General features: G+C 72.0%; 17 protein-coding genes. 10 read left to right on the top strand and 7 right to left on the bottom strand.

What is annotated here, in order from left to right; translation table 11 throughout:
* Positions 1 to 387: 387 nt before the first annotated feature.
* The 5 genes from E1289_RS00005 to E1289_RS00025 all read left to right on the top strand — a co-directional run bounded on the left by E1289_RS00005 (position 388) and on the right by E1289_RS00025 (position 7,010).
* Positions 388 to 1,995 (top strand): alpha/beta hydrolase, encoded by a 1,608-nt coding sequence (locus E1289_RS00005; protein ID WP_131973978.1) that lies wholly within the window; start codon positions 388 to 390, stop codon positions 1,993 to 1,995.
* Positions 1,996 to 2,188: 193 nt separating this feature from the next.
* On the top strand, positions 2,189 to 3,820 hold the full coding sequence (locus E1289_RS00010; RefSeq protein ID WP_131973979.1) for an alpha/beta hydrolase: 1,632 nt from the start codon (positions 2,189 to 2,191) through the stop codon (positions 3,818 to 3,820).
* A gap of 179 nt (positions 3,821 to 3,999) precedes the next feature.
* Positions 4,000 to 4,842 (top strand): GNAT family N-acetyltransferase, encoded by an 843-nt coding sequence (locus tag E1289_RS00015; protein WP_131974104.1) that lies wholly within the window; start codon positions 4,000 to 4,002, stop codon positions 4,840 to 4,842.
* A 91-nt stretch (positions 4,843 to 4,933) separates the two neighbouring features.
* Positions 4,934 to 5,902: a hypothetical protein gene (locus E1289_RS00020; RefSeq protein ID WP_131973980.1), complete on the top strand. Its 969-nt coding sequence runs from the start codon at positions 4,934 to 4,936 to the stop codon at positions 5,900 to 5,902.
* Positions 5,903 to 6,101: 199 nt separating this feature from the next.
* The gene (locus E1289_RS00025; protein ID WP_131973981.1) at positions 6,102 to 7,010 is read left to right on the top strand and encodes a hypothetical protein; all 909 of its coding nucleotides are present in this window, start codon (positions 6,102 to 6,104) and stop codon (positions 7,008 to 7,010) included.
* 22 nt (positions 7,011 to 7,032) lie between these two features.
* Here E1289_RS00025 and E1289_RS00030 read toward each other — a convergent pair whose 3' ends face one another.
* Together E1289_RS00030 and E1289_RS00035 are read right to left on the bottom strand one after the other, a co-directional pair.
* Positions 7,033 to 7,434 carry a DUF3037 domain-containing protein gene (locus tag E1289_RS00030; RefSeq protein ID WP_131973982.1) on the bottom strand — a complete coding sequence of 134 codons (402 nt, stop codon included), beginning with the start codon at positions 7,432 to 7,434 and terminating at the stop codon, positions 7,033 to 7,035.
* Positions 7,431 to 8,258 carry a HipA family kinase gene (locus E1289_RS00035; RefSeq protein ID WP_131973983.1) on the bottom strand — a complete coding sequence of 276 codons (828 nt, stop codon included), beginning with the start codon at positions 8,256 to 8,258 and terminating at the stop codon, positions 7,431 to 7,433. Before E1289_RS00035 ends, E1289_RS00030 begins: the two co-directional genes overlap by 4 nt.
* Positions 8,259 to 8,357: 99 nt before the next feature.
* On the opposite strand from E1289_RS00035, the gene E1289_RS00040 reads away from it, so the two are divergent.
* The gene (locus E1289_RS00040; protein ID WP_131973984.1) at positions 8,358 to 9,041 is read left to right on the top strand and encodes a cyclase family protein; all 684 of its coding nucleotides are present in this window, start codon (positions 8,358 to 8,360) and stop codon (positions 9,039 to 9,041) included.
* A 22-nt stretch (positions 9,042 to 9,063) separates the two neighbouring features.
* On the opposite strand, the gene E1289_RS00045 is transcribed toward E1289_RS00040, so the two are convergent.
* Positions 9,064 to 9,696, bottom strand: a complete 633-nt coding sequence (locus tag E1289_RS00045) for a DUF4870 domain-containing protein (RefSeq protein WP_131973985.1) — start codon at positions 9,694 to 9,696, stop codon at positions 9,064 to 9,066.
* 145 nt (positions 9,697 to 9,841) lie between these two features.
* Here E1289_RS00045 and E1289_RS00050 point away from each other — a divergent pair, with 145 nt between their 5' ends.
* Complete coding sequence (locus E1289_RS00050; RefSeq protein WP_131973986.1) at positions 9,842 to 10,474, top strand: PaaI family thioesterase; 633 nt, start codon at positions 9,842 to 9,844, stop codon at positions 10,472 to 10,474.
* A 38-nt stretch (positions 10,475 to 10,512) separates the two neighbouring features.
* On the opposite strand, the gene E1289_RS00055 is transcribed toward E1289_RS00050, so the two are convergent.
* Entirely contained in the window at positions 10,513 to 11,031 is a 519-nt protein-coding gene (locus E1289_RS00055; protein WP_131973987.1) for a hypothetical protein, read from the bottom strand.
* Between the two features lie 39 nt (positions 11,032 to 11,070).
* Between E1289_RS00055 and E1289_RS00060 the strand changes: the two genes are divergently transcribed.
* From E1289_RS00060 to E1289_RS00070, 3 genes are all read left to right on the top strand, one after another.
* Positions 11,071 to 11,757 carry a response regulator transcription factor gene (locus E1289_RS00060; RefSeq protein WP_131973988.1) on the top strand — a complete coding sequence of 229 codons (687 nt, stop codon included), beginning with the start codon at positions 11,071 to 11,073 and terminating at the stop codon, positions 11,755 to 11,757.
* The gene (locus tag E1289_RS00065; RefSeq protein WP_131973989.1) at positions 11,754 to 13,097 is read left to right on the top strand and encodes a HAMP domain-containing sensor histidine kinase; all 1,344 of its coding nucleotides are present in this window, start codon (positions 11,754 to 11,756) and stop codon (positions 13,095 to 13,097) included. Before E1289_RS00060 ends, E1289_RS00065 begins: the two co-directional genes overlap by 4 nt.
* A gap of 115 nt (positions 13,098 to 13,212) precedes the next feature.
* On the top strand, positions 13,213 to 13,404 hold the full coding sequence (locus E1289_RS00070) for a hypothetical protein (RefSeq protein WP_131973990.1): 192 nt from the start codon (positions 13,213 to 13,215) through the stop codon (positions 13,402 to 13,404).
* Positions 13,405 to 13,440: 36 nt separating this feature from the next.
* Here E1289_RS00070 and E1289_RS00075 read toward each other — a convergent pair whose 3' ends face one another.
* The 3 genes from E1289_RS00075 to E1289_RS00085 form a co-directional block, all read right to left on the bottom strand.
* Complete coding sequence (locus E1289_RS00075) at positions 13,441 to 13,923, bottom strand: hypothetical protein (protein WP_131973991.1); 483 nt, start codon at positions 13,921 to 13,923, stop codon at positions 13,441 to 13,443.
* A 308-nt stretch (positions 13,924 to 14,231) separates the two neighbouring features.
* The gene (locus tag E1289_RS00080) at positions 14,232 to 15,362 is read right to left on the bottom strand and encodes a site-specific integrase (RefSeq protein ID WP_131973992.1); all 1,131 of its coding nucleotides are present in this window, start codon (positions 15,360 to 15,362) and stop codon (positions 14,232 to 14,234) included.
* Positions 15,363 to 15,483: 121 nt separating this feature from the next.
* Positions 15,484 to 15,672 carry a helix-turn-helix domain-containing protein gene (locus E1289_RS00085; protein WP_243712498.1) on the bottom strand — a complete coding sequence of 63 codons (189 nt, stop codon included), beginning with the start codon at positions 15,670 to 15,672 and terminating at the stop codon, positions 15,484 to 15,486.
* Positions 15,673 to 15,725: the final 53 nt, after the last annotated feature.

A 15,725-nucleotide genomic window follows, 5' to 3' on the forward strand; every position in this document is an offset into this window, starting at 1 on the left:
TTGGCCTGCTAGGGCTTCAAGCCACCTGGCGCAGACTCAGACCAGCGGCTTGACGAACCGCCGGATGCGGGCCCGCATGTCCGGTGGTGTGAGAGGAGGGCCGGGCGACCCGGCCCTCCTACTCGATCCCGTGTCGCGTGCCCGTGTCGCGTGCCCGTGTCGCGTGCCGGTGCCCGGCACCCGCCGCCCGGCGGACGCGGAACGTTCCGCGGGATCACGAAGTTCCGATGATCTTGTCACGATTGCGTATCCAGTCATCTCGGCCCTTGCCGTCATAAGGGACGAAGTGCCAACAATCTCCACGCAATCGGCATCCGCTACGCATCGGCGTGGCTCCCCCCGGCCCCGATGGCGGGGCGCCCGGAGCCGCCGATGGGAGAGGGTCAAATGAAAAGGATCGTTCTCGTCGCGACCGCCTTGGTCACGACGGTCGGCGGCACCGGCGCCGTCGTCCCCGCGAGCGCGGACACCGGTCCGTCCGGGGCCGCCGCCGCGGTGGCGGCCCAGGGCATCGACTGGGGCGAATGCGAGGTCAGTGGCCCCAATGACCCGATGAACAACGCGCAGTGCGCCCAGGTCGAGGTGCCTCTCGACTACAGCAGGCCCGAGGGGCGCAAGATCTCGATCGCGGTGTCGCGCTTCCGGCACACCGACGAGGAGAACTACCAGGGCGTCCTGTTCGTGAACCCGGGCGGCCCCGGCGGCTCCGGCCTCGCCTACGGTCCCGCCCTCGCCCGCTGGCTCGGCGGCGTCGGCCACGCCGACGTGGCCGCCAAGTACGACATCATCGGCTTCGACCCCCGCGGCGTCGGCTCCAGCAAGCCCGCGATCACCTGCGACCCGGACTACAACGACCCGGTCCGTCCCGCCTACGTCCCCGAATCCTGGCGCGACGAGCTGGCCTGGATCGTCAAGTCCAAGGGCTACGCGCGCGACTGCGAAGAGAAGTTCGGCTGGATGCTGCCGCACATGCGCACCACCGACGCCGCGCGCGACGTCGACACCATCCGCGCCGCCCTCGGCCAGGAGAAGATCAGCTGGTACGGCTTCTCCTACGGCACCTACTTCGGCGCCACCTACGCCACGCTCTTCCCCAAGCGGGTGAGGCGGATGGTGATGGACGGGAACGTCAACCCGAAGAACGTCTGGTACAAGAGCCAGCTCGAACAGGACAAGGCGTTCGAGCGCAACATCCGCGCCTGGTTCGCCTGGGTCGCCAAGTACGACTCGGTCTACCACCTCGGCACGTCCGAGAAGGCCGTCCGCGCCAAGTACTACGAAGCCCTCCACGCGGCCGAGGAATCCCCCATCGGCGGCAGGATCGGCCCGGCCGAACTGACCGACATCATCCTGAGCGCCGGCTACAACACGGGCTACTACATCCCGTTCGCCGAGGCGCTCTCGGCCTGGATCAACGACAGGGACCCCTCCGTCCTGCTCCAGTGGCTCGGTTCCGGCGGCGACGACAACGGCTTCGCCGTCTACCTCGCCGTCCAGGGAGCGGACGCCCGCTGGCCCCGCAACTGGACCAGGTGGCACCACGACGCGGCGAAGCTCCACCGGCAGGGCTACCAGTTCGAGACGTGGGGCAACGTCTGGTTCAACGCGCCGATCGCCTTCTGGCCGTTCAAGGGCGGGCCCGCGCTCAATCTGAAGGGCAGCAAGCACCTGCCGGGCATGCTGCTCGTCCAGTCCACGAAGGACGCGGCGACGCCGGTCGAGGGCGGCTTGGAGATGCACAAGGTCTTCCCGTCCTCACGCCTGGTGTTCGAGGTCGGCGGCAAGACCCACTCCAACACGCTCAACGGGAACGCGTGCCTGGACGACAAGGTCGCGGCGTACCTGGACACCGGTGCGCTGCCGGATGGCAGCCGCGGCCCGGACGCCTACTGCGACGCCGTCCCGGCGCTGAACGACCCGGACCCGACAGCCGTGCAGCTCAAGGCCGCCCCGGGGGCCGCCGCGGGCAAGGACCTTCCGGTCGGACGCCCGTGACCCGCTGACGCCGGAGCACGCTGATCCGTGGCGTGCCCGCCGCGCTCCACACCGTGGGGCCGGCGGGCACGCCACGCGCCGTTCCGGCCGGAGCGGCACCGCGCCGTTCGATGGGGACGGTCCGGATTCGGGGAGGAATCGCGCGATCCCCGGGGTCCTGCGGTTCCCGGCGCCCCTTCGGTAGAAAACCGGGGTGCTGAACGACGCTGGAAAGAAGGCCGCCGCCGGCACGGCCGCCGCCGCGCTCGCCCTCGGGACCGCCGGGGCCGCCGTCCCGTCCGCCCACGCCGTCGCGGGACGTCCCGGATCCGGCCCCGCCCCGAGGCCCGCCGGTCTCGCCTGGAAGCCGTGCCCCGCCCAGGACCCGTGGGAGGGCGGTCGCATCAAGGACCTCCAGTGCGCGTCGATCCGGGTGCCGCTCGACTACGCCCGGCCGGACGGCGAGCAGGTCACGCTCCGGCTGACCCGGGCCCGGCACACCGCGTCCGAGTCCCAGGGCGTCGTGCTGCTGAACCGCGGCGGGCCCGGTGCGCACGGACGCGACCTCCCCGCCTTCTTCACGGGCTCGCTGCCCGGGAAGGTCGCCGCGTCCTACGACTGGATCGGCTTCGACCCGCGCGGTGTCGGTGCCAGCGAGCCCTCGCTGACCTGCGACCCGACATACCAGGACCCCGGACGCGCGCGCCCGGACACCATCCCCGCCGGCGCGGCGGAGGAGCGGGCCTGGAAGGCCAGGGCCAAGGCGTACGCCGACGACTGCGCCGGGAAGTACCGGACGGTCCTCCCGCACATGGGCACGGCCGACTGGGCCCGCGACATGGACGAGATCCGCAAGGCCCTGGGCCAGCGGAAGATCAACTACTTCGGCTACTCCTACGGCGGCTACCTCGGCGCCGTGTACGCGACGATGTTCCCGAAGCATGTGCGCCGCATGGTGCTCGACAGCGTCCCCCGCCCGAGCGGCGTCTGGTACGAGAACAACGTCGACCAGAACATCGCGTTCGAGAAGCGGATCCGCGTGTACTTCAGGTGGATCGCCCGTCACCACGAGACCTACGGGCTGGGGACGACGGGACGCGAGGTCACCGCCGCCTACGCCAAGGCACGCGCCGCCCTGAAGGCCGCCCCCATCGACGGGAGGATCGGGCCGGCCGAACTGGACGACATCTTCCTCTCCGACGGCTACGGCGACGGCACCTGGGCGTCGCACGCCCGCGCCCTCTCCGCCTACGTCAACCGCGACGACCACGCCCCGCTGCGCAAGGCATGGCGGCCGTTCGGGCAGCGCCAGCAGAACGCCTACGCCGTCTACACAGCGGTCGAATGCCGCGACGAGGCGTGGCCACGCGACTGGAGCCGCTGGCACGACGACGCCACGCGCCTCTACCGGCAGGGCTACCGCTTCGAGACCTGGAGCAACACCTGGTACAACGCGCCGTGCGCGTTCTGGGGAGTGCCGGGCGGGCCGCGCCCGGAGGTGCGGGGCACCGCCACGCTCCCGCCCATCCTGCTCGTCCAAGCCACCGAGGACGCCGCCACCCCGTACGCCGGCGCGCTGGAGACGCACCGCAGGTTCCCCACGTCCAGGCTGCTCGTGCAGGCCGGCGGCGGGAACCACGGCGTCACGCTGGGCGGGGACCGGTGCGTGGACGGGGCCGTCGCCGCCTACTTCGCCGGCGGTGAGCTGCCCGCGAGCCGGCCGGGCCCGGACGCCTCGTGCGCGGCCCCGCCCGCGCCGGAACCGGCCAAGGCCGCGAAGCCCGGGAAGAACGGGCCGGAGAGCACCGGTCACGTCACCGCCGACCAGCGGGCCGCTCACCGCTGAGCCGCCCACCACCGGTTCTCGCCACCCGGGCCGGGAGTGTCCGAGCCCGCCCGACCCGGCCTTGACCGGGCCCTTGAAGGTGCGCGAACGCCCGGACCACATAGTCTTGTCCACGTGGTGCTTTCAGTGGTGAGGGCCGAACGGGGGCCGTTCCCGTCGCGGAGCCGGTAGCCGTGCGCATGCTCGGCTCGATGCCGGTGCGCGTGCTGGACGACCGGCACCGGGCGGAGGCGCTCGCGATCCTGGACGCCGATCCGGTGTCCAACGTCTTCGTCGGTTCCCGCGTGCACATCGCGGGGCTCGACCCGCGCCGGCTCGGCGCCCAGATGTGGGGCTTCCTGCGGGACGGCCGGCTCACCTCGCTGTGCTACTCCGGCGCCAACCTCATCCCGGTGGCGGCGGGGCCGGAGGCCGTCCGCGCGTTCGGTGAACGGGCGCGGGCCCAAGGGCGGCGCTGCTCCTCCATCGTCGGGCCCGTCGACGCGGTCGGCGAGCTGTGGGAGATCCTCTCGCCCTACTGGGGGCCGCCCCGGGCCGTCCGAGCGGAGCAGCCGGTGATGGCCACCTCCGCGGTTCCGGACGTGCCGCCCGACCCCGGGGTCCGGCGGGTCCGGATGGAGGAGTTCGACGTCATCTACCCCGCATGCGTGGCGATGTTCACCGAAGAGGTCGGGGTCTCGCCCAACGCCGGGGACGGGGGAGTGCTCTACCGCGCCCGCGTCGCCGAGCTGATCCGCGACGGCCGCGCGTTCGCCCGGATCGAGGACGGCCGCGTCCTGTTCAAGGCCGAGATCGGGGCCGTGACCCCGCGGGCCTGCCAGGTGCAGGGCGTGTGGGTGCCGCCCGACCTGCGGGGCCAGGGCCGGTCGGTGGCCGGGATGTCCGCGGTGGTGCGCGAGTCGCTGCGGAGCATCGCGCCGACCGTCTCGCTGTACGTCAACGACTACAACACGCGGGCGCGGGCCGCCTACCGGCGTGTCGGATTCACCGAGGTTGGTTCGTTCATGTCCATCCTCTTCTAGGGCTTTTTGTCCGTTCTGCGCGGCCCGCCGTGGCGTGAATGGTACTCACGGGTACATGAATCGATCTTCCCGGACCGATACCATCCGGCCCGTGGAGTTCGCCGGGGCGTTACGGCAGGCCATCCAGGCCAGCGGGCTGACCCTGGAACGGATCCGGCACCGGCTCTGCCGGCGCGGCCTGACCGTCAGCGTCGCGACCCTCAGCTACTGGCAGCGCGGCCGCAGCCGCCCGCGCTCGCGGGAGGTGGTCGTCGCGCTGGAGGAGATCCTCCAGGTGCCGCCGGGGACCCTCACCGAACCGCTGGACGACGCCGCCCCCACCGCGCCCGCCGTCCGCGCCGGAACGGCCGCCGGCCTCGCCGCCGCCGAGCGCGGCCGCCCGGTACGGGAACTGTGGCCGGACCCGGACCGGTACGCGGGCCTCGTCGGCCAGCTCGACCGGTCCGGCGACCACCGGCTCGAACGGCTCAGCATCCACGACGTCTACCGGCTGGACGAGGCGCGCCGCTCCTGGACGCTGTCGGTGCGCACCGTCCTGCGGGCGGCGGGCGACGACATCGACCGGGTCGTGTGCGTCCACCAGACGGGCGGGCTCGGCGAGGCGGACGGCGGCCACCGCCTCGGCAACGGCGCCGTCCGCAGACCGGACGGCGCCCCCGCGGTCCCGGCCGGGGCCGGGAGGGTCGCTCTCACGCAGGTGCGGTACTGCCGGCCCGGCCGGATCCGCGCCGAGGGCGGGCTCATGGCGTTCGAGCTCGTCTTCGACCGCGTCCTGTCGGCGGGCGACACCGCGGTCGTCGAGTACGAGCTCGGCCCCGTCGGGGAGCCCGCGGCCGACAGCTACGACCGGCGCTTCCCCCACCCGGTCCACGACTACGTGGCGATCATCCAGTTCACCGGCGACCGGCTCCCCGCGCGCTGCTACGGCTTCACCGCCGAGAGCTCCCTGGCACCCCGCCGGCGCCTCGGCGAGCTGTGGATCGGCACGTCCGGCAGCGCGAACATCGCGGTCGGCACGGTGCGCCGCGGCATCGTCGGCATCGAGTGGGAGTGGCACTGAAAGCCGAGGGACACTGAAGCCGGGGCGCCGGGGGACGCCGCAGCCGGGGCGCCGCCGCGGCACCGGCAGCGGACCGCGGTTGTAGGTAATTGCCGGTTGGAATCGCGCCTCCCTGGCCTTACAGTGAGCGCTGAAGTCGCAAGCGCAGGAGTCAAGGCCGTCATGCGGGGGCCGGCCGGAGCGGATCCGGAGGCCAGCGGTGCAGAGTGTCGCAGAAGACGATCTTCTACAGGTACTGCAGTACGGTCCCTTCAACGTCGCGCTCCACGCGGCCATCCAGGCCCGCGGCCTCAGCCTGGACTCGCTGCGGCGCCGCCTGGAGGCACAGGGCATCGCCGTCAGCCTGTCCACGCTGAGCTACTGGCAGCGCGGCCGGACGCGTCCCGAGCGCGCCGACTCCATGCGCGCCGTCCGCGGCCTGGAGGTCATCCTCGAACTGCCGCGCCACTCGCTGCTGACCCTGCTCAAGCCGACCGCCGAGCGCTCCGCCGGGGCGTGGCTCCCGGTGGAGGAGCTGTGCCCCGAGCCGGGCGTCCGCGACCTGCTCGACGAGATCGGCGACCGCGGCGGGCGGCAGCTCACCGGACTCAGCCTGCACGACCAGCACACGATCGGGCGGCGGCGGGAGCTGCGCGAGGTCCGGTCCCGGGCGGTGTTCCAGGCGCAGCGGCGCGGCGTCGACCGCTGGATCGCCGTGTACCACCACCCGCACGGCGTCCTGCCGTCCTCGCGCACCGCGCGCGGCTGCCGGTTCGGGCGGGTCAGGATGGACGAGGCGAGCGGCCTCATCGCCGCCGAGCTGCTGTTCGACCGCGCCCTCGGCCGCGGCGAGACCTACCTGCTGGAGTACGGCTTCGGCTTCGACGAGACGGGCCCGCCCGTGACCGAGGAGGGCCGCGGGTTCCGCACGCCGCAGCACGAGTTCCTCATCGAGGTCCGGTTCCACCCCGCCGCGCTGCCCGCCCGCTGCTACCGGACGTGGCGGCCCGACGGCCACACCGCGCTCAAGGACTCGGCCGACCTGCGGCTGTCCAGCTACCACAGCGTCCACTTCATCGAGTTCGGCGTGGCCGCCGGCTACCACGGCATCCGCTGGGAGTGGACGTAGCCGGGGCACGGGCTTCGCCGCGCTACTTGACCAGCAGGTGGAGGAGCCGGTCCAGCTCGGCCTTCGGGTCTTCGGTGAGGCCCGCGTGGACGGGGCCGGGCTGGACGATCGTGCTGCGGGGCGCGGTCAGCCACCGGAAGCGCGTGCCGGGGCTCTCGCGGGCGGCCTGCCCCGCCCGCTCACCGCCGCAGCAGACGGCGTCCACGGCCTTGAGCGCGGCGCCCACGCCCTTCAGGTCCAGGGAGGGGTCCAGCGCCAGGAGGCGCCGCTCGTTCAGGTGCGTGCGGCAGCCGAGGTAGTCGAGCGCGCGGCAGTACACCACCACGCCCACGTTCATGGCCTCGCCCCGCTCGACGCGCGGGACGACGCGCAGCGCCGCGTACTCGAACACCGTGGGGTCCTCCGGGGACCTGATGTTGCTCATGAGGCGCCGCCGAGCCAGTCGGGGCGGTTCCTGCCGCGCCTGGACGCGGTGTCGGGCCGGTGGCCGGACACGTCCGTCACGGGCAGCCAGTCACGCGGCTTCCCGGCGCGCGGCAGCAGGATGTCGACGTAGGCGTCCCGCAGGTCCTGCGGGCCGTCGAATCCCGGCTCGTCCGCCAGCCAGCGGTCGGGGACGAGTCCGGTCACCTCGCGCAGCAGCTCCTCGGTGATCTGCGGGGCGAGTTCCGCCTCGGCGGCCTCCAGCATCGTCGCGTACGGCGTCAGCACGTGGTCGTCCACGTCGTACGGCCCGGAGAAGAGCCGCGCGGCGTTCGACCACGCGTGGTGGAAGATGAGGCTCGCGCCGTGGTCGATCAGCCATATGTCGCCGTGCCACACCAGCATGTTCGGGTTGCGCCAGCTCCGGTCCACGTTGCCGATGAACGCGTCGAACCACAGCACCCGGGACGCGAAGCCCGGGTCGGGGCGCCAGCCGAGCGGGTCGAATCCGAGCGACCCGGGCAGGAAGTCGACGCCGAGGTTCCAGCCGGGGCTGGCCTTCAGCAGGTCCTGCACGTCGGCGTCGGGCTCGTGCCGTCCGATGGCCGGATCGAGGTCGACGAGCACCTGGTCGGGGATCCGGAAGCCGAGGCGCCGGCCCAGCTCGCCCGCGATCACCTCGGCGATCAGCGCCTTGCGGCCCTGCCCGGCGCCGTGGAACTTCGTGACGTAGGTGCCGAGATCGTCGGCCTCGACGATGCCCGGCAGCGACCCCCCCTCGCGCAGCGGCGTCACGTATCGGATGGCCGTCACATGTGGCAACACGCCGCAACGCTATCGGGCGGGGACGCACCCGGGATAATCGATGTGCCGAGCGGAGCTCGTCGTTTGAATGGTGGCGGGTGGGGGCTGGAGGACGGTTACATGGGCGTTGAGCTGCTCGACCTGTCGGTGCCGATCGTCACGGGAATGCCCGTCTACCCGGGGGATCCCGAGGTGGCGGCCGTGCCCGCGCTGACGGTCGCCGAGTCCGGGGTGAACGTTCTGCGCCTGCACATGGGCTCGCAGTCCGGCACCCATGTGGACGCCCCCTTCCACATCGACGACGCCCTGCCGCGCCTGGACGAGCTTCCCCTGACCCGCTTCACCGGACCCGCCGTCGTCATGGACGCCCGCGGCCTGCCGCCACGCGCCCCCATCGGCCCGGACCTCCTGCCGGCCGGTCTCGAACCCGGGGTCGTCCTGCTCATCGCCACGGGCTGGTCCGAGCGGTGGGGGAGCGAGGACTACCTCGGCCACCCCTACGTCGCTCCGGAGACGGCCGAGGCGGTGGTCGCCTCCGGCGTCCGGACGGTGGGCATCGACGCCCTCAGCGTCGACCCGACCGCACCGCCGGGGGCGGACGAGTTCTCCCTGGCCTCCCACCGCGTCCTCTGCGGGGCTGGCGCGGTGATCGCGGAGAACCTGACCGGGCTCGGACGGGTCGTCGAGGCGCAGGAGTCGGGCTGCGCGATCGAGGTGTCGCTCTTCCCGATCGCCCTCTCCGGCGCGGACGGCGCCCCCGCCCGCGCCGTCGCCCGCGTGGACGACCGGGCCGTCCTCATCTGAACGGAATCGGCGGCCGGACGGGTCAGCGGATCATCCGGAAGCAGAAGAAGGTCGGGAACCGGTAGTACTGCTGCTTGCCGGCCTTGATCGCGCCGAGGATGAGGAGCCACCATCCCGCGATGAGCAGCTCCAGATACGGGACGGCGAGCGCGATGAGGAAGAGCGGCGTGTCGAAGACGATGGCCGGCGGCACGCAGACGGCCACCACGACCAGCAGGTGGATCAGCAGCGTGAGCTGGTAGTTCATCGACTGGGCCGCGTGGAAGCGGGTCAGCGGCGAGGTGTTCTTCTTCACCAGGTAGATGATCAGCGCGGGCAGGAAGCCGATCAGCAGGTTCCCGACGTAGGCGAAGATCGCCCACGTCGAGTCCTCGGCCTGGGCCGGGCCCTGGGGCGGGGGCGGCCCGTAGCCGTAGTGCGGGTCATAGGGGCCGCCGGGAGGCTGGCCATAGTGACCGCCGCCGGGAGGCTGGTCATAGTGACCGCCGCCGGGAGGCTGGTCATAGTGACCGCCGCCGGGAGGCGAGCCATAGGGCGGCTGCCCAGGTGGTGAGCCGGGCGGAGGCCCGCCGTAAGGGGGCTGCCCGGGCGCGTTGCCGTACGGGCCCGAGTACGGGGGAGGCTGCCCGGGCGGCGGCGGGGGATGGTCCGTCAATGGTCTTCCTTCGGAGCTTTCGGTGTGTTGCAGGAATCTACCGAACGCCGTGGTCCGCCGCAGGTGCACCGCGGCCGCCGGACCCCGCCGTCCCGGTCATGCCCGCCCCCATCCTAGAATCACGTTCTGGTAGACGGGAGGGCCGATGAGCGCCATGCCGATGGAACGGCACGAGTTGGGGGACGAGGAGTCGGCCGCCCTGGCGGGACTCGCCGCCAGGATCCGCGAGCTGGCGGAGGCGGCCGTCCTCACCGGGACCGGCGCCGCCGAGGCCGCCGCGGTGGCGGACGAGGTAGCGGCGCTGACCGCCCGGCTGTCGGGGCGGCGCCACGACGCGCCCCCGTACAAGCTGTCCGGTGAGGGCGTCCTGGACCGCGCCGCCGCCAACCCCGTCACCGGGGCCCTCAACCCGCTGGCGCCCCCGGTCGGCCTGACGGCCGGCCCGGACGGCCTCGTCCGCGGCGAGTTCACCCTCGGCCACCTGTACGAGGGGCCGCCGACGTACGTGCACGGCGGCGTCTCCGCGATGGTGCTCGACCAGGCCCTCGGCATGGCCGCGGCCGTCTCCGGCACGCCCGGCATGACCGCGACCCTGGAGACCCGCTACCGGCGCCCCACCCCGCTCGGCGTCCCGCTCGCCGTCGAGGCGAAGGCGAGCCGTGTGGAGGGACGCAAGGTCTACGCGTCCGGGACGATCTCCGGTCCGGACGGCCGCGTCACGGTCGAGGCCACCGCGATGTTCGTCATGCCGGATCGGTTCGTCGCCTCGGGGCAGTGAAACGGGCCGGTGACGCGGGCCGGTGACGCGGGCCTGTCTCAGTACTCGTAGACCTTCACCGCGGGATCGCCTTCCGCCCAGGTGGCGATCACCGACGACGTGTGGTCGTCGTTGAGGAAGTCGACCCGAAGCCAGCCCCTGGCCTTCGTCACGCGCGTCTCGTAGCCGGGGTTGGGCGTCGCCGACACCAGCCGCACGTGGTCCTTCTCGAAGGCCATGGCGGTGCGCCCGCCGCGCGTGGCGTAGCTGCGCACGTTGTCGGGCGGCTTCCGGGAGGCGGTGCCGCCGCTCTCCCGCTCGCCGGGCGTCGCGGGGGGCGGCGCCTTCGGGCTCTTGGCGGGCTTCGGCCCCCGGTCCTCGCCGGGGGGAGGCCCCGGATGGGACGTGGGAGAGCCGATCGACGTGGGGCCGGGCGGGCTGGAGCGGATCACCGGACCCGCGATCGGCGGTGGAGACGACCTCTCCGACACCGCGCCGCGCACAACGCCGCGGACCCCCAGCCAGGAAAGCGCCACCGCGAGCGCGGTCACCCCCGCCCACGGGGCAACATACGACATCGCGCGACGCATGGGCACATGGTGGCATACGGTTCCGCCATGGCGAGTGTTCTGGTGGTCGAGGATGATGCGAATGTCCGGACTGCCCTGATTCGGGAATTGAGTGTGCGGTCACATGTCGTACGCAGCGTCGGAACCGCGATGGACGCGCTGCGGGAGGTCACACAGTCGCCGCCCGACGTCGTCGTTCTCGACCTGGGGCTGCCCGACCTCGACGGCGCGGAGGTCCTGAAGATGCTGCGGGGGATCTCCGACGTCCCCGTCATCATCGCGACGGCGCGCGACGACGAGCCCGAGATCGTCCGGTTACTGAACGCCGGCGCGGACGACTACCTCATCAAGCCGTTCTCCATCGAGCATCTCAGCGCCCGGCTCGCGGCGGTCCTGCGCAGGTCCGCGCGCTCCGGCCCGACCGCCGAGCTCACCGTCGGCGGCCTGCACATCGACCTCGACCGCAGAGAGGCCACGCTGGACGGCAAGCCCCTGGAACTGACCCGCCGCGAGTTCGACCTCCTCGCCTACCTCGCCGCCCGGCCCGGACGCGTCGTGGCCCGCCGCGAGCTGCTCGCCGAGGTGTGGCGGCAGGCGTACGGCGACGACCAGACCATCGACGTCCACCTGTCCTGGCTCCGCCGGAAACTCGGCGAGACCGCCGCCGCGCCGCGCTACCTGCACACGGTGCGCGGGGTCGGGGTCCGGCTGGCCGAGCCCGACCCGCGGCCATGAGGAAGACGCTCGTCCTGGTGTCCCTGGCGGTCACCTCGATGGTGGCGCTGGCGTTCCTGATACCGCTCGCGCTGACCGTCCGGGAGATCGCCCGGGACCGCGCCCTCACCACCGCCGAGCGGCAGGCCAGCGCGCTCGGCCCCGTCCTCGTCGTCACCGAGGACCCCGCCGCGCTCGAACGCGCCGTCGCCAGCACCGCCGCCGGCGCCGCCGGCCGGATGACCGTGCACATGCCCGACGGCGGGCTCGTCCCGCGCGAGGGCCACGGCGACTTCAGCGCCCGTCCCGAGCAGCTCGCCGAGGCCGGGCGGCGCGGGCGCGCCTACAACGCCCGCGTCAACGGCGGCTACGCGCTGCTGCAGCCGGTGTCGCTGGACGCGGGCCGGACCGCCGTCGTCGAGGTCTTCCTGCCCGACGAGGACCTGTCCCGCGGGGTATGGCAGGCGTGGCTCGTCATGACGACCGTCGCCGCCGCGCTCGTCGCCGGGTCCGTCGCCGTCGCCGACCGGCTGGGCGCCCGGATGATCCGCTCGACCCGCCGGCTCGCGGAGGCCGCCGGCGCGTTCGGCGAGGGCGAGCTGTCGGTGCGGATCGAGCCGGACGGGCCGCCCGAGCTCATCGAGGCCGGGCTGGCGTTCAACGCGATGGCCGACCACGTCGTCCAGCTCCTGGCCGCCGAACGGGAGATGGCCGCCGACCTCTCGCACCGGCTGCGCACGCCGCTGGCCGCGCTGCGCCTCAACGCCGAGGCCCTCGGCGACGGGCCCGTCGCCGACCAGACCCGCGAGGCCGTCGACCGCATCGAGCACGAGGTCGACCAGATCATCCGGACCGTCCGGCGGCCGACGGGCCGGGGCAGCTGCGACGCCGCCAAGGTGCTGCGCGACCGCGTCTCGTTCTGGTCGGTCCTCGCCGAGGACGAGGGACGCTCCTGCGAGCTGATCGGCGCCGACGCCCCCGCGGAGCTCCCGCTGCCGGGCACCGAGCTCGCCGCGGCCGTCGACGCGCTGCTCGGCAACATCTTCCGGCACACGGCCGAGGGCACCGGCTTCGCCGTCACCCTCCACCAGGGCCAGGGCGTCACCGGCATCCTCGTCGCCGACGCCGGCCCCGGCATAACGGACCCGGACGCGGCGCTGAAGCGCGGCAGCAGCGGCGGCGGCTCCACCGGCCTCGGCCTGGACATCGCCCGCCGCGCCGCCGAGTCGACGGGCGGCTACCTGCGCATCCACCGCAGCGTCCTCGGCGGCGCCCAGGTGCAGATGTGGTTCCGCACGAAGTGGCTGCCGCCCGCGCGGCGCTCCCGCCGCCTCGTCCGCCGCCGCCACTCGCGCACCTAGCCGCCGCGCGGCTTCGCGGCGGCCGGCGCGGCCCGCCGCCGGATCGGCATAGCCGGAGCTTAAATCCGCCTTAACAAAGAGGAAGGCGCCCCCGCGCCCTCCTAGCCTGGCGGGCATGAAGCGTCCCCGCTCCCCGTACGAGCCCCGGCGCTCCCAGTACGTGGCCGCCGGCCTCGTGGGCGTGGTCGGCCTCGTCGTCGCCGCGCTCATCGCCGTCCTCGCCATCCGCGCGAGCGGCAACATCCCCACCGGCCCCAGCGGGTACACGATCAAGGTGGCGTCCGCGGCGCGAAGCCCCGCCCCATGACCGGCGGCCGATGAGGCGGGGCGGTGGGCGGACGCCTCAGCAGTTGCTGTAGGCCACGTACCACTTGCCGTTACCGTTGCCGACCTTGTAGTCGGCGATCCAGTTGCTGCTGTTGCGGAGCTGTACCCACAGGTACCCGTTCCGGCGCTGGATGGTGTCCCAGTTCGTGGTGACCCGCGTACCGCGAGCCAGTGCCCCGACCACCCGGTAGGCAGTGCCCGGCCCGGTCCGGACGTTGAGCCCGTTCAGCGGGAGGACCCTCCCGTTGCACCAGCGGGCGCGCACGTGATCCCGCTCTTCCAGTCGTCCCTCCGCCTTGGCGGCGCCTGCCGGCCCCACGTGGATGGCGCCGGGCCCGTGCCCTTCCTCCTCCTCCCAGTGCTGCGGCTCGGCGGTGCCCTGCTGCTCCATCCCCGGGACCGGCGGCGGCTGCGCGGCGGCGGCAGCACCGCCGCCCAGCGCGCCCCCCGCCAGAGCGGCCGTGGCGAGCCCGATGCCGACCTTTACCCCTACATGCATCTCTTCCTCCAGGTGTGTCCGACGTGCCGCCACTTGACTACCCAGAGTCACGAGATGAAGACGTAAAGTAATGAAGAGGCTTCGGTCAACTCCCGGCCCCATTACGTATCACCCCCGCGCGCAGACCCCCGCCACCCTTTGTTCCGCAGCCGAAAACCCCCCGGAAAACACCCGCCACCCACCCCTGAATAAGGGTTGCTCAGCCCTTCCCTAAGTGAGGCCCAGGGCTGGATCTTGAGTTGATCCAGGTGGGGGATGGGGGCCGTAGCGTCCGAAGTCTTGGGGAGCCATGTCGGGAGCCAACTCGCCTACGCGGACTTGAAAATGTCGTTCATGTGCTCGGCCCCATCGCGGATCTCGGGCCTGAGCTGGTGGCGGTAGACGGTTTCGGTGATCTTCGTACTGGAGTGGCCTACGAGGGTGCTGATCTTCTCTATGGGCACGTCGTGATCGCTCATGATGGACACGAACGTGTGCCGCAGTTCGCGGGGGCACCACTCGGTGGGGTTGAGGTTGGCCGCTTTCAGGATCATGCGGAACCGATGGCGGACGTGTTGTGCGGTGTAGGGGCGACCCTCCTCGTGGCAGAAGACGAGGCCGTTGTCTTGATATGCCTCGCCTGCTTTGAGCTTCTCGGCGGCCTGTCGGGTCTTGAGGGTGCGGAGTGCTTCCACGGCCGTGTCTGCGATGCCTAGACCGCGTCGGCTCAGCGTCGTCTTGGTCTCGCCCTTGTGGCGGTCGGCTCGGAGGACGTAGACGGTCGCCTTGTCGAGATCGACGTCACTCCACTTGAGGGTGCGGAGTTCCTCCGTGCGGAGTCCTGAGACGATCGCTAGGACGACGTAGGCGCCGAGTCGGTGACTCGGCTTGCTCGACTCTGCGAGTAGCGCTCTCGCCTGTTCCAGGCTGAGTGAGCGCGACTTGCGGGCGGGCTTGCCGTCCGGTGTGTCGACCAGTTCGGCGACGTTCCGGCCGATGCGGTCATGGCGCGCCGCTCTGCGGATCGAGCGCTTGAGGATGCTGTGCACGATGCCGAGAGAGGACGAGGTGAGGTGTTCGGCTCTGCCGTTGAGCCACTTCTCTACGTCGTCGGCCGTGAGTTCCTTGAGTCTCGTCCGGCCGATGAACGGGATGAGTTGGTGATCGGCGAGAGAGCGGTAGACCTCCTGTGTCTTCGGTGACTTGCCGGACTTGGCGAACGCGGTGAGGAACTCGTTCACCGCGTCGCGGACGTAGTAGTTGCGGTCCGTCTTGACGCCCTTGTCCAGCTCTTCGACGGCTTCCTTGAGCTTGTTCTTGACCTCTGTCTTGGTGCGTCCCTTCCTCTTGAGTCGCTTGCGCTTGCCGTCCGGACCGAACCCGAGTGAGAGTGCGCCGGTGTACCCGTCGCCCTCCTCGTAGATCGATCCTTCGTACGTGCCGACCAGGATCTTTGCCAACGGATCCCTCCTCGTGTCTGGCGAGGTCACCACCGACCATAACTTAAGACGTCCCAAGACGTCCCTAGGTTGGGAGGTCCGTTTCCGGACGAGGTGCCCGGACGGACCTCCCACGCGGGTGTCAGCGCTTGGCCTCTTCGAGGGAGGGCTCTTCCAGGGAGGTGACGAACTCGGCGAGGTGCCGGTCAGTGATGCGGCGCAGCTTGCCGATTTTGATGCTGCGGAGCTGGCCGGTACGGATCAGGAAGTAGACCTTGTCCCGTCCGATGTTGAGGATCTCGGCCACCTGCTCGACGGTGTACGCCTGCACGGGGACACCACCTCCTCTCGCCCGGTTAGTCCGGGCCGGTGCGTCGCGATGTG

The organism is Actinomadura sp. 6K520 (assembly GCF_004349245.1).
Lineage (GTDB): Bacteria > Actinomycetota > Actinomycetes > Streptosporangiales > Streptosporangiaceae > Spirillospora.